The organism is Pigmentiphaga sp. CHJ604 (assembly GCF_036972535.1).
Lineage (GTDB): Bacteria > Pseudomonadota > Gammaproteobacteria > Burkholderiales > Burkholderiaceae_B > Pigmentiphaga > Pigmentiphaga daeguensis.
On sequence record NZ_CP136998.1, the window covers coordinates 3,333,234 to 3,346,563 of the forward strand.

Here is a 13,330-nt window from a genome sequence, read left to right on the forward strand (position 1 = left end):
TTCCTCCTAGGTCGTGTTAACACTAATGGTGTTAATCATGAAAATTAAGAGATACTTCGGTGATGGAAATCAGCGAAGCCCAATTCAAGCAGATAGAGCATTGCCTTCCTCGCCAGCGGGGCAATGTGAGCATGAGCAATCTGAACGTGCTGAACGCGATCCTGTACGTGGCCGAGCACGGCTGCAAATGGAGAGGGTTGCCGGAGCGTTTTGGCAACTGGCACACGATCTATACGAGAATGAACCGGTGGTCCAAGAGCGGCGTTCTGGATCGGGTGTTCGAGCAACTGCAGCAGTCGCAGATTGTCCGGATACGCATCGAGGCGGTGTCGCTGGACAGCACGATAGTCAAAGTGCATCCGGACGGTACGGGGGCCCTCAAAAAAAAGGCCGCCAAAGCATTGGCAAGTCTCGAGGAGGCTGGACCACCAAGATTCATCTGGTTGCCGCGGATGCTCGAACGGCAGTGATCTTCGCGCTGTCGCCGGGCCAAGCCGGCGATGGCCCGCAGGGGCGGGCACTGTTGCGCCGCCTGGGCAGACCGAATCGGCCACTGCACTTGCTGATGGACAAAGCCTACGAAGGCAACGAGACTCGGCAACTGGCCTTGGATTTGGGATACATCCCAGTCGTGCCGCCATTGAAGACGCGTGTTCAGCCATGGCAGTACGACCGGGAGATGTATAAGCGGCGCAACGAGGTCGAGCGCCTGTTTCGGCGACTCAAAGGCTTCCGCAGAATCTTCTCCCGCTTCGACAAACTCGACGTCATGTTTACCGGGTTCATCAATTTCGCCCTGATTGCAGATGGGCTGCGTTGTGTTAACAGGCCCTAGGCGCTTACGCGCGCGCCCCCGCGGGCGGCGCCGGCGGACCGGCAAGGCCGGATCCCCCGCGCCCTGAATCAGGATACCGATATGCCCACTGCCGATTTCCATTCCCTGCGCACCGTCCGCGACCTGATCCGCTATGCCGTGAGCCGCTTCAATGCCGCCGGCATCGCGCTGGGCCACGGCACGCTCGACGTCTACGACGAAGCCGTCTACCTGGTCCTGCACACGCTGCATCTGCCCATCGACCGGCTCGAGCCCTTCGTCGATGCCGCCGTGCTCGATGGCGAGCGCGAGGCCGTGCTGGCCATCATCGACCGCCGCATCGACGAGCGCCTGCCCGCTCCCTACCTGACCAACGAAGCGTGGCTGCGCGGCCGCCGTTTCTACGTCGACGAGCGGGTCATCGTGCCGCGCTCCTACATCGCCGAGCTGCTGGACGACGGCCTCGCGCCCTGGATCGACGACCCCTACGCCGTGGAATGGGCGCTGGACATGTGCACCGGTTCCGGCTGCCTGGCGATCGCGGCGGCGGAGACGTTCCCGCACGCGCAGGTGGACGCGGTGGACATCTCGAAGGACGCGCTGGACGTGGCCCGCATCAACGTCGACGACTACGGCCTGCAGGATCGCATCGCGCTGCATCAGTCGAATCTGTTCGAGGCGCTGCCGCCCGCGCAGTACGACCTGATCCTGTGCAACCCGCCCTACGTCAACACCGATTCCATGAATGCGCTGCCGGCGGAGTACCGGCACGAGCCCAGTCTGGCGCTGGCCGGGGGCGCGGACGGGATGGATCTGATCCGTCCGCTGCTGGCCCAGGCGGCTGAATTCCTGCAGCCCGACGGGATCCTGGTGCTGGAGCTGGGCCACGAGAAAGCTTATTTCGAGCAGGCCTTTCCCCATCTCGACCCCGTATGGCTGAGCACCTCCGGCGGCGACGACAAAGTGTTGCTGCTCAGGCAGGACCAATTAGTATGAAGGCCCCTCCCTACGCGCTGACGCGCGCCCCCGATGGTAGACCCCCAGCCGCTACGCGGCAGCCCCCCAAGGGGGCTGGGACCCGCCTTGGGGCGGCCCGGCGCCGGGTCCCCGGGGCGAAACCGGCGGACTGGCGGAGCCAGATCCGCGGTTTCCTGGGGTACAACCCGACGGCTGAAGAACGGCGATTTTGCCGAGCTGCACTGGAGAGCGTGCAAACAAGGCGGTTCCCGCGGTGATACGAGCATCAGGCATTACGCTTCGGCGCGGCACCAAGGTGCTGCTGGACGGCGCCGACTTCGTGGTCCATCCCGGCGAGCGCGTCGGCATCGTTGGCCCCAACGGCGCGGGCAAGTCCACGCTGTTCGCGCTGTTGAACGGCCAACTGGAACCTGACGCGGGCAACCTCGACATCCCGGCCGGTTGGCGCATCGCGTCGATCGCGCAGGAAATCCACGACACCGGCCGCGAGGCGCTGGACTTCGTCATCGACGGCGACACGCGCCTGCGCCGCCTGCAGGCCGAGCGCGCCGCGGTCGACGTCGACCGCGAGGGCCTGCGCCTGGCCGAGTTGGAAGCGGAACTGGCCGACGCCGGCGCGTTCTCGGCGCAGTCGCGCGCCGAGCAACTGCTGGTCGGCCTGGGTTTCTCGCAAGAGGAATTCCGCCAGCCGGTGGCGAGCTTCTCGGGCGGCTGGCGCATGCGCCTGAACCTGGCGCGCGCGCTGATGGCGCCGTCCGATCTGCTGCTGCTGGACGAACCCACCAACCACCTGGACCTGGACGCCATGCTGTGGCTGGAGCGCTGGCTGGCGGCCTACCCCGGCACCGTACTGGTGATCTCGCACGACACCGAGTTCCTGGACGCGGTGGCCCGGACCATCCTGCATTTCGACCAGGGCAAGCTGGTGCGCTATAAGGGCGGCTACGAGGACTTCCTGACGCAGCGCGCCGAGCGCCTGCGGCAGAACCAGATCGCCTACGACAAGCAACAGCGCGAAGCTGCCCACCTGCAAAGCTTCATCGACCGCTTCAAGGCCAAGGCCAGCAAGGCCAAGCAGGCCCAGAGCCGGGTCAAGGCGCTGGCGCGGATGCAGGTATTGGCGCCCATGCGCGCGGCGGCGGGCATCGACATCAGCATCCCCTCGCCCGACCACATGCCCGATCCGCTGCTGTCGCTGGACGGCGTGCGCGCCGGCTATCCGGACGCGCCCATCCTGGACGGCGTCAAGCTGTCGGTGCGCGCCGGCGCGCGGGTGGGCATCCTGGGCGCCAACGGCGCGGGCAAGAGTACGCTGGTCAAGACCCTGGCGGGCGAAATCGAGCCGCTGGGCGGCGAGCGCAAGGAAGCCCGCGGGCTGGCCGTCGGCTACTTCGCCCAGCACCAGCTCGACATGCTGGATGCCGAGGCGACGCCGCTGCTGCACCTGGCCCGCCTCGCCCCCGAGGCGCGCGAACAGGACCTGCGCAACTACCTGGGCGGCTTCGGCTTCTCGGGCGACTTCGCGCTGGCCAAGGTGGGCCCCATGTCGGGCGGCGAGAAGGCCCGCCTGGCGCTGGCGCTGGTGGTCTGGAAAAAACCCAACCTGTTGCTGCTGGACGAACCCAGCAACCACCTGGACGTCGACACGCGCGAGGCACTGACCGAGGCGCTGGCCGAGTTCGAAGGCACCATGCTGCTGGTCTCGCACGACCGGCATCTGTTGCGGACCACCGTCGACAGCTTCTGGATCGTCGCCGACGGCGGCGTGCACGAATTCGACGGCGACCTGGAAGACTACCGCGACTGGCTGGCCAACCGCCAGGGCGGCAACGCGTCCGCCTCGTCCGCCACCGCTGCCTCCGCCGAAGGCGGCGTCGACCGCAAGACTCAGCGGCGGCTGGAAGCCGAGAGCCGGCAGCGCCTGTCCACCCTGCGCAAGCCGTTGGAGACCCGGCTCAGGAAGCTGGAAGAGGACATGCAGAAGCTGGAGGCGCGCAAGCGCGAACTGGACCAGCTCATCGCCGATCCCGGCTTGTACGAGGATGCCCGCCGGGACGAATGTCGCCGCGTGCTGGCCGAACACGGCGACCTGCAGAAGCGGCTGGGCGAGATCGAGGAGGCCTGGCTGGGCGTGCAGGAAGAACTCGACGCCATCCAGGCCTGAGGCGTCCGCGCGGACGCCTGAACGGAACGGCCCTAGACGTTCATCACGCTGACGGCGCGCGTGTTCAGGTACGCCTCGACCGCTTCCGGACCGCCTTCGGAGCCGAAGCCCGAATCCTTGATCCCGCCGAACGGCATCTCGGCCGTCGGAACGGCCGGCATGTTGACGAACAGCATGCCGACCTCGACCTTGCGGGCAATCAGGTCGGCGTTCTTCAGCGAGCTCGTGAAAGCGTAGCCGGCCAGGCCGTACGACAGCCGGTTGGCTTCGGCAATCGCCTCGTCCAGCGTGTTGAAGGAGCGGATGGCGGCAACAGGGCCGAAGGGTTCGTCGTTGAAGATGCGGGCATCGAGCGGCACGTCGGCCAGGACGGTCGGCTCCCAGAAATTGCCGACTTCGCCGATGCGCTTGCCGCCGGCCAGCACCTGGGCGCCCCTCTGGACCGCGTCGTCCAGGAAGCCGGACATGGCGACCAGGCGGCGGGGATTGGCCAAGGGACCCATCTGCGTGCCCTCGGCCAGGCCGTCGGCGACGCGCAGGCCCTTCGCCCACTTCGCCAGCTCGGCGGCAAATTCGGCGCGCACGCTTTCATGGACCAGGAAACGCGTCGGCGAGATGCAGACCTGGCCGGCATTGCGGAACTTGGCGCCGCCCGCGGACTTCACCGCCAGGGCGACGTCCGCGTCCTCGCAGACGATGACCGGCGCATGGCCGCCCAGCTCCATGGTCACGCGCTTCATGTGCTGGCCCGCCAGCCCGGCGAGCTGCTTGCCGACCGCGGTCGAACCCGTGAACGTGATCTTGCGGATGGCCGGATGCGGGATCAGGAAACCCGAGATCTCGGCCGGGTCGCCATACACCAGCCCCAGGACGCCAGGCGGCAGGCCGGCATCCTGGAAGGCGCGGATCAAGGCGGCCGGCGCGGCGGGGGTTTCCTCGGGCGCCTTGACCACCACCGAGCAGCCCGCGGCCAGTGCCGGCGCCAGCTTGCGCACCACCTGGTTGATCGGGAAGTTCCACGGCGTGAACGCCGCCACCGGCCCGACCGGGTCCTTGAGCACCATCTGGCGCTGCGCCAGGCTGCCGCGCGAGGGCACGATGCGGCCGTACACCCGGAAGCCCTCCTCGGCGAACCACTCGATGATGTCGGCGGCAGCTAGCGTCTCGCCCTTGGCTTCGGCCAGCGGCTTGCCGTTCTCCTGGGTCATCAGCGGCGCGATCTCGCCCGCGCGCTCGCGCATCAGCCCGGCGGCCTTGCGCATGATCTCGCTGCGCTTGGCGGCGGTCATGCCGTTCCAGGTGGCGAAGCCGCGCTGCGCCGCCTCGACGGCCTGCTCCAGGTCGGCCCGGCTGGCGTGGGCCACGCGGCCGATTTCCCTGCCGGTCGCGGGGTTGACCACGGCAAGGGTCTTGCCATCGGCGGCATCCCTCCACTTGCCGTCGATGAAGAGCTGGGTATCCGTATACGTCGTAGCCTGTGCCATCTCGATGGGTTCCTTTTGCGTGTCGCGGCAATACCGCCGTCCTGCGCCGATGGACGCAGGCGTACCTTCAAAGCATAAAGCGCAATGTCCGACGCGCCATAAATATCTTTACATTAAGATTCTTAATGATAAGATAACTGCACGTTCCACCCTTCCACAGGACATGCATCGTGCAAGCCAGGATCACCCGCCTAGAAGGCACCCCTTACCAGCAGCAACGCGCCTTTTCGCCCGCCGTCGTCTCGGAAGGCGGCCGCACCATCTGGCTGGCGGGGCAGACCACCACCGAGGACGCGCAGGGCCGCGACATCTCCGGCCAGTTCGAAGCCCAGGTGCGGGCCTGCTTCTCGCTGATCCAGGGAACCCTGGCCCGCTGCGACGCGGACCTGCGCAACCTGGTCTGGATGACCGTGTTCATCGACGATCCCCGGCACGGCGACCGCTTCGTCGACATCCGCGCCGAGCTGCTCGGCAGCACCGGCTTTCCCGCCAGTACCCTGATCACGGTGTCGCATTTCGCCCGTCCGGGCATCGTGGTCGAAATCCAGGCCATTGCCGTGGTCTGATCCCCCTCCCGCCCCTGCGCCACCCAGGAGACTTCCATGCCACGCCGCGCCTTGCTCGCTTTCTGCATCAGCTCGCTTTGCCTCGCCGCTCACGCGGACACCTATCCCAGCAGGAACGTCACGCTGGTCGTCACCAGCGGCCCCGGCTCCTCGGCCGACATCCTGTCCCGCATCATCGGCGTGGATCTGTCCCGCCGCCTGGGACACACCGTCGTCGTCGACAACCGGCCGGGCGCGGGCGGCAACATCGCCGGCGAACTGGTCGCCAAGGCGCCCGCCGACGGCCATACGCTGCTGCTGGCCTCGATCAGCACGCACGGCATCAACCCCTGGCTGTATGCCCGCATGCCCTTCGATCCCGTCAAGGACTTCAAGCCCATCGGCACGGTGGCCTCCAATCCCAACGTGCTGGTGGTGGCGGCCAGGTCGCCCATACGCTCCATTCCCGATCTTCTCACCGCGGCCCGCAAGACACCGGACCTGGCGTACTCGTCCGGCGGCAGCGGCACCTCGCAGCACCTGGCGGGCGAAATGTTCGCGTCGCGGGCCGGCATCAAGCTGATGCACGTGCCCTACAAGAGCGCGCCACAAAGCATGAACGCGGTGCTGGCGGGCGACGTGGCCATGACCTTTCTGAGCGTTCCCGTCGCCGCCGGCCAGATCCAGGCCGGCCAATTGCGCGCGTTGGGCCTGACCTCGGCCCGGCGGCTGGCCAGCCTGCCTGACGTTCCCTCCATCGCCGAACAAGGCCTGCCGGGCTTCGACGTCTCGGCCTGGTTCGGTCTCGTGGCGCCGGCGGGCACGCCGCAGCCCGTGGTCGACCAGCTCAACCGCGCGTTGCAGGAAACCCTGCGCGAGCCGTCGGTGCGCGAGAAACTCGAGGGCCAGGGCATGGAAATCCTGGGCGGCACGCCCGAGGAGTTCGCGCGCCTGATACGCAGCGAGATCGACCGCTGGGGGCCGGTGGTACGCGCCTCCGGCGCCGCCGTCAACTGAGGCCGCCATGGCGATCGATACCCTGCGCGTGGCCGTGTTCGACGGCGGATGGAACCTGCCCCTGTGGGCCGGCATCGACCAGGGCTTCTTCGCAAGCCATGGGGTGCCCATCGAACTGCGTTATGTCGGCGGTTCGGCCGAACTGGTCGAGCGCCTGCTGCGCGACGAAGTCCAGGTCGCCATCGCCGGCATCGACAATCTCGTGGCCTACCAGGAGGGCCATGCCCGCATCCCCGGCACCCGCCCCGACCTGGTGGCCTTCCTGGGCGGCGACCGGGGCTTTCTGAGCCTGGTCGCCGGGCCCGGCATCCGAAGCTACGACGAGCTGCGCGGCCATACCTTGTCGGTGGACGCCCTTTCCACCGGATTCGCCTTCGTGCTGCGCGAACTGCTGGCCACGCACGGCATCTTGCCCGGCGAGGTCGAGATCGTGCCCGCCGGCGGCACCAGCCAGCGCCACGCGGCATTGCTGGCGGGCCGGCATGCGGCCACGCTGCTGCGCACCCCGTACGAATTGCTGGCGCAGGAAGCCGGCTGCCGTATCCTGCCGGGCGCGCACTGGCTGGACGACTACATGGGATCGGCCGCCTTCTGCCAACGCGCCTGGGCGGCCACGTCGGGCGAAACGCTCCGGGCATTCACGCGCGCCTACCGCGCCTCGCTGGACTGGCTGACCAGGCCGGACGCGGGCCCGCGCGCCGCCGCCCTGCTGCGCAGGCACGCGCCCGGCCTCGATCCGACCCTGAGCGAGCGCGCCCTGGACGTGTTGCTGGCCCCCGCCACCGGCCTCATCCGCGATCTGCGGCCCAGCATGACCGGCATCGCCACCGTGCTGGCGCTGCGCAACCGCCACGCTGGCCAGGCCGCGGCGCTAAGCGACCCCGCCCGCTATGTGGACCTGAGCTACCTGCCGCCGGCGTGAACCGGCCGCGCGGCTCGTGATAGAGTTCGACGCAATCGAAACGGCGTCGAGAATCAGTCCCTTGCCCCCTGCGTCCCCCCCTCCTCCGCGGCGCGACTCCGTCCAGCAACTGCTGGACGACTGGAAGCGCGAACGCCCCGATCTCGATCCCTGGCCACTGGGCATCATCGGCCGCCTGTCGCGCCTGTCCACGCACATGGTGCGGCATGCCGAGGAATGGCTGGCGCCCATGGGGCTGAGCTGGGAGACCTTCAGCCTGATCGTCACCCTGCGCCGCTGCGGCCCGGAATACGCGCTCAAGCCTTCGGACCTGATCAAGGTGTCGCTGCTGACCTCGGGCGCCGTCACCAACCGCATCGACCGCGTACAGGAGCGCGGCCTGGTGGTGCGCGAACCGGACCCCAACGATCGCCGCGGCGTGATCGTGCGGCTCACGCCCGAAGGCAAGGCGCTGGCCGACGAGGCCATCGCCCGCCACTTCGAGGCGATGGCGGAACTGCTGCGGCCCCTCGGCCGCCAGGAGGCGGACAAGCTGGCCGCCATGCTGGGCACGCTGCTGTTCGCCATCGAGGCGGGCGACTAGGGCCTCAAGCCCGCACCTCCGCCGCCTGGGCGGCCAGCAGCAGTTGCGCCGCCACCGAGACCGCGATGATGCCCGGCAGCTTGCCCTCGACCGCCGGCAGCCCGACCGGACACACCAGCGATTCGATGCTTGCCTCGGCCATGCCCCGCGCGCGCAGGCGCCGCTCGAAGGTCACGCGCTTGGTGGCCGAGCCGATCAGCCCGCAATAAGCGGCATCGCCGCGCGCGAGCACCGCGCGCACGATGTCGAAGTCCAGCGCGTGGCTGTGGGTCATGACCAGGTGCATGGCGCCGGGCGCGGCATCGGCGACCTCGGCCGCGAGGTCGTCGGCATGCACGGTTTCGACCTGTCCTGGCAGCGGCAGGGGAAAGACGTTCTCGCGGGTATCCAGCCACCGGATCCGGAACGGCAGCGGCAGCATCACGTGCACCAGCGCCCGCGCCACGTGTCCGGCTCCATACAGCCAGAGCTGGTGCGGCCGTGCCTCCAGCCCTTGCAGCAGCGGCAGGACATCGCCAGCGTCCGCCAGCACCGAGAAGCGCAGGTCGACGCTGCCGCCGCAGCATTGGCCCAGCGAGGGACCGAGCGCGAAGCGGCGCGTGCGCGCGGCCACGGAGCCCTCCTCGGCCTCCCGCAGCAGCGACCGCGCATGCGCGATGGCCTCGTATTCCAGGTGGCCGCCGCCTATGGTGCCGGCGAAGTCTTCGGCGCCGACCAGCAGCGCCGCGTCGGTGCCGCGCGGAACGCTGCCGCGCGCCTCCAGCACGCGGACCAGGCACACCGACCGGCCGCGCGCCGCGCGGGCGAAGTCGGCCAGCCCCTGGGGCAGCAGCGCGGCGGGAGTCATTGCTCCACGGCCCGCAGCACGGCCTCGGGCGTGGCGGGCGCCGACAGGGGCACGAGCGGACCACGCCCCTGTTCCCGCCGGGCCGCCGCCACCGCGTCGCGTATGGCGAAGAAGGCGGCGAAGCCCAGCATGAAAGGCGGCTCGCCCACGGCCTTGGAGCCGTAGACATTGTCCTCGCGGTTGGGCTCGGGCCAGAGTTCGACATGGAAGTCGGCGGGCACGTCGCCCGAAGTCGGGATCTTGTAGGTGGAGGGCGCATGCGTGGCCAGCGCGCCGTCCGGCTTCCAGACCAGTTCCTCCGAAGTCAGCCAGCCCACGCCCTGCACGAACCCGCCTTCGATCTGGCCGAGGTCGATCGCCGGGTTGATGGAGCGGCCCACGTCGTGCAGGATATCCACGCGCAGCACGCGCGTCTCGCCGGTCAGGGTGTCGACCGCGACCTCGGTGGCCGCCGCGCCGTAGGCGAAGTAGTAGAACGGACGGCCGCGCATGGTCTTGTGATCGTAGTGGATCTTGGGCGTAGCGTAGTAGCCGTCCGACCACAGCGACACGCGGGCGGCGTAGGCCGCCTTGGCCACGGCCGCGAAATCCAGCTCGGCGCCCGGCACGAGCACCTTGCCGCCGCGTATCGATACCTGGCCCACGTCCAGGCCGCGCGTGCCGGCCACATGGGCGCGCAGGCGGTCGCGCACTTCGCGCGCGGCGAACTCGGCCGCCCTGCCGTTCAGGTCGGTGCCGCTGGAGGCGGCGGTGGCCGAGGCATTGGGCACCCGGCCAGTGTCGGTGGCGGTGATCCGCACCCACGCCAGCGGCACGCCCAGGGTATCGGCCACGACCTGGCACACCTTGGTATGCAGCCCCTGCCCCATCTCGGTCCCGCCGTGGTTCACCGTGACGGAGCCGTCGGTATAGACGTTCACCAGCGCGCCGGCCTGATTGAACATCGTGGCCGTGAACGAGATGCCGAATTTCACGGGCGTCAGGGCCAGGCCGCGCTTGATCACCGGGCTGGCGGCATTCCAGCGCGCGATGGCCTCGCGCCGCCTGGCGTAGCCGCAATCGGCCGCCAGCCGCTCGATCAGTTCGGGCAGGATGTTGTCGGTGACCCGCATGCCGTAGGGCGTGCGGTCACGCGGCGCATCGCCGTACAGGTTGATCCGGCGCACGGCCAGCGGGTCCAGGCCGAGATGGCGCGCGATGTCGTCCAGGGCGGCCTCGATCATGCCCACGCCCTGCGGGCCGCCGAAGCCGCGGAACGCCGTATGGGACTGGGTATGGGTCTTGCAGCGATAGCTGTGGATGGCGGCGGCCGGCAGGTAGTAGGCGTTGTCGGCATGGAAGATGGCCCGGTCGGCGATCGGCCCCGACAGGTCGGCCGAGAAGCCGCAGGCCGCCGCCTGCGTCAGGTCGATGGCCAGGACGCGCCCCTGGCCGTCGAAGCCCACCGTCCAGCGTCCGAGGAAGGGATGGCGCTTGCCGGTGATCAGGAAGTCATCGTCGCGGTCGAGCCGCATCTTGCACGGCGCGCCGGCGATGCGCGCCGCCACCGCCGCCCACACCGCGATGTGGCCGGCCTGGGTTTCCTTGCCGCCGAATCCGCCTCCCATGCGGCGGCATTCGACCTGCACCGAATGGGCCGGCACGCCCAGTGCGTCGGCCACCCAGTGCTGTACCTCGCCCGGATGCTGGGTCGACGACAGCACCTTCATCGTGCCGTCCTCGCCCGGCATGGCCAGCGCGATCTGCCCTTCCAGGTAGAACTGCTCCTGTCCGCCCACCGCGAACTCGCCGTGCAGCCGGTGCGGCGCGGCGGCCATCGCAGCCTCGACGTCGCCCTCGACCAGGTGCACGGGAGGCAGCACCCAGGACTCGGCTTCCAGCGCCTGGGCTATCGTCAGGATGGCCGGCAGCGGCTCGACCTCCATCCGTACCGCTCGCGCGGCCACGCGCGCCGCCTTGGCGCCCGTGGCGATGACCAGCGCCACCGGCTGGCCCAGGTATTCGATCAGGTCCGCGGGCAGGATGGGTTCGTCGTGTCCCGCGCCCACCACGTTGGCCGCGGGCAGGTCGGCGGCGGTCACGACGCGGCGCACGCCGGGCATCGCCAGGGCGGCCGAGGCGTCTACGTTCATCAGCCGCCCGTGCGCGACCTTGGACAGCACGGGGGCGACGAACAGGGTGCCGCGCGGCTCGGGCACGTCATCCACGTACAGCGCGCGGCCGCTGACGTGCAGGTGCGCCGCCTCGTGCGGCGCGGCGACGCCGCAGGCCTGCGGCTCGGCCTCGATGTTCAGGATGCCGGGATGGTCGGGTGCGTTCATGGTTGTATCGCCGCAAGTTCGCCCAGGCGCGTGGCCGGCGCCTGCCGCGCCAGTTGCAGGCAGGACCGCAGCAGCAGGTTGGCGGCGGCCTGGCGCCGGTAGGCCGCGCTGGCGCGCAGGTCGTCCAGGGGATCGAATTCATCGTGCATGGCCTGCCAGGCCGCCCGCATGCCGGCGCTGTCCCGCAGGGTCGCGGCGGGCACGTCCACCCGCAGGCCCAGCAGCGCCTGCTCGGTCCGCACGGCACGGCTGGATACCGCGGCCATGCCGCCCACGCCCACGCCGGCGGCGACGATGCGGCCCCGTTCCACGCGCAGCGCCGTGGCCACGGCCACGGCGCTGATGTCCTGCTCCACCCGCTTGGACAGCTTCCATGCATGGACCGAGACGTCGGCGCCGAGCAGGGGCACGCGCACGGCACGGATGAACTCCCCCGGACGCAGGTCGTTCTTCTGGTAGCCGTGATAGAAATCGGTCAGCGGCAGGATCCGCTCCTGGCCCTGCCGGTGCAGCACGACCGAGCCGCCCAGCGCGATCAGCAGCGGCGCGGTGTCGCCGATGGGCGAGCCGTTCGCGACGTTGCCGACCAGCGTGGCGCTGTTGCGTACCGGCACCGACGCGAAGCGGTCGAAGTAATCGATACAGGCGGCAAAGTGCGGCGCCAGCGCCCGCCAGGCGTCCTCGACGGTGACGGCCGCGCCGATCTCCAGGCACGGGAGCTCGCGCCCCCAGCGCGACGATGCCAGCGCATCCCGGCCGATGCGATCGATCGCGGCCAGCCCGGACACGCCGCCTATCCACAACACGTCGCCCAAGGCGCGATGATGCTTGGTGACCCACAGACCGACGTCGGTCGCGCCGGCCACGATGCGGCTGTCCGGATGTGTCGCGCGCAGCGCCGCCAGTTGCGCCAGCGTGCGCGGCGCCAGGAAGCGCCCGCGCGCATGGCCGTCGAACCCTCCGGCTGCTTCCCCCGGCGTCCAGGCCTGCGGTCCGGGCGCCACCCGGACCAGCCGCTCGCGCATCGCGTCGGCCGTCTCGCCCTGCCAGTCCGGCCCGCACATCGCCTGTGCCGCATCCAGGATGGGCCGGTACCCCGTGCACCGGCACAGGTTGCCCGACAGGGCCCGCACCGCGTCCTCGCGGCCGACTGCCGCATCGTCCGCCAAGCGCCGGCCCTCGTACATCGCATACAGCGACATCACGATGCCCGGGGTGCAGAAGCCGCATTGCGAACCATGGTGCGTCACCATGGCCGTCTGCACGGGATGCAGCGCATCCGGTTCGCCGATGTCGCCGGCGGTCGCCAGCAGCTTGCCGTCCAGCGCCGCCACCGGCTGGATGCAGGCGTTGATGGCGCGCACGCGAGGGTTGCCGGCGCCGTCCAGATCGGTCACCGCCACGGTGCAGGCGCCGCAGTCGCCCTCGGCGCAGCCTTCCTTGGCGGCATGGCAGCCCGCCTCCTCCCTCAGCCACTCCAGCACCGTGAAGGCGGGAGGCAGGCCTTCCAGTTCGACCAGCTTGCGGCCATGCCAGAAACGCACGGGGCGCACCCGCAGCTCGGGCGGCGTATCGGGGGAGGAAGGATCGGAAGCCATGTCACTCTGCCAGGAGTACGCCCGCCGCGCCCGTCATGGGACGCCGGGACCATATCC

At 69.5% G+C, this 13,330-nt stretch carries 11 protein-coding genes; 7 read left to right on the forward strand and 4 right to left on the reverse strand.

Annotation, left to right across the window (positions count from 1 at the left end):
• The first annotated feature begins 62 nt into the window (after window positions 1-62).
• The 3 genes from R4823_RS16060 (at window position 63) to R4823_RS16070 (ending at window position 3,956) form a co-directional block, all read left to right on the forward strand.
• Window positions 63-835, forward strand: a protein-coding gene (locus R4823_RS16060) for an IS5 family transposase (RefSeq protein WP_132980470.1) whose coding sequence is annotated in 2 segments (ribosomal slippage) — window positions 63-387 and window positions 387-835 — 774 coding nt in all. Because the reading frame shifts where the segments join, the coding sequence is not laid out codon by codon here.
• A gap of 81 nt (window positions 836-916) precedes the next feature.
• Entirely contained in the window at window positions 917-1,810 is an 894-nt protein-coding gene (prmB, locus tag R4823_RS16065; RefSeq protein WP_132980469.1) for a 50S ribosomal protein L3 N(5)-glutamine methyltransferase, read from the forward strand.
• Between the two features lie 235 nt (window positions 1,811-2,045).
• Complete coding sequence (locus tag R4823_RS16070) at window positions 2,046-3,956, forward strand: ATP-binding cassette domain-containing protein (protein WP_132980468.1); 1,911 nt, start codon at window positions 2,046-2,048, stop codon at window positions 3,954-3,956.
• A 32-nt stretch (window positions 3,957-3,988) separates the two neighbouring features.
• On the opposite strand, the gene R4823_RS16075 is transcribed toward R4823_RS16070, so the two are convergent.
• Window positions 3,989-5,440: an NAD-dependent succinate-semialdehyde dehydrogenase gene (locus tag R4823_RS16075; RefSeq protein ID WP_087840605.1), complete on the reverse strand. Its 1,452-nt coding sequence runs from the start codon at window positions 5,438-5,440 to the stop codon at window positions 3,989-3,991.
• Between the two features lie 170 nt (window positions 5,441-5,610).
• On the opposite strand from R4823_RS16075, the gene R4823_RS16080 reads away from it, so the two are divergent.
• The 4 genes from R4823_RS16080 (at window position 5,611) to R4823_RS16095 (ending at window position 8,507) form a co-directional block, all read left to right on the forward strand.
• Window positions 5,611-6,006, forward strand: a complete 396-nt coding sequence (locus tag R4823_RS16080; protein ID WP_238160008.1) for a Rid family hydrolase — start codon at window positions 5,611-5,613, stop codon at window positions 6,004-6,006.
• A 36-nt stretch (window positions 6,007-6,042) separates the two neighbouring features.
• Window positions 6,043-7,002 carry a tripartite tricarboxylate transporter substrate binding protein gene (locus tag R4823_RS16085; RefSeq protein ID WP_132980467.1) on the forward strand — a complete coding sequence of 320 codons (960 nt, stop codon included), beginning with the start codon at window positions 6,043-6,045 and terminating at the stop codon, window positions 7,000-7,002.
• A 7-nt stretch (window positions 7,003-7,009) separates the two neighbouring features.
• A complete protein-coding gene (locus R4823_RS16090; protein WP_087840603.1) occupies window positions 7,010-7,924 on the forward strand; it encodes an ABC transporter substrate-binding protein in 915 nt (304 codons plus the stop codon).
• Window positions 7,925-7,985: 61 nt separating this feature from the next.
• Window positions 7,986-8,507, forward strand: coding sequence for a MarR family transcriptional regulator (locus R4823_RS16095; RefSeq protein WP_087840602.1), 522 nt, complete (start codon window positions 7,986-7,988; stop codon window positions 8,505-8,507).
• Between the two features lie 4 nt (window positions 8,508-8,511).
• On the opposite strand, the gene xdhC is transcribed toward R4823_RS16095, so the two are convergent.
• From xdhC to xdhA, 3 genes are read right to left on the reverse strand one after another with little or no spacing between them, the layout of a single operon-like run.
• A complete protein-coding gene (xdhC, locus tag R4823_RS16100) occupies window positions 8,512-9,354 on the reverse strand; it encodes a xanthine dehydrogenase accessory protein XdhC (protein ID WP_087840601.1) in 843 nt (280 codons plus the stop codon).
• Window positions 9,351-11,675, reverse strand: a complete 2,325-nt coding sequence (gene xdhB, locus R4823_RS16105) for a xanthine dehydrogenase molybdopterin binding subunit (protein WP_087840600.1) — start codon at window positions 11,673-11,675, stop codon at window positions 9,351-9,353. The genes xdhC and xdhB overlap by 4 nt, the downstream gene beginning before the upstream one ends.
• Complete coding sequence (gene xdhA / locus R4823_RS16110; RefSeq protein WP_132980466.1) at window positions 11,672-13,273, reverse strand: xanthine dehydrogenase small subunit; 1,602 nt, start codon at window positions 13,271-13,273, stop codon at window positions 11,672-11,674. Before xdhA ends, xdhB begins: the two co-directional genes overlap by 4 nt.
• Window positions 13,274-13,330 lie beyond the last annotated feature (57 nt).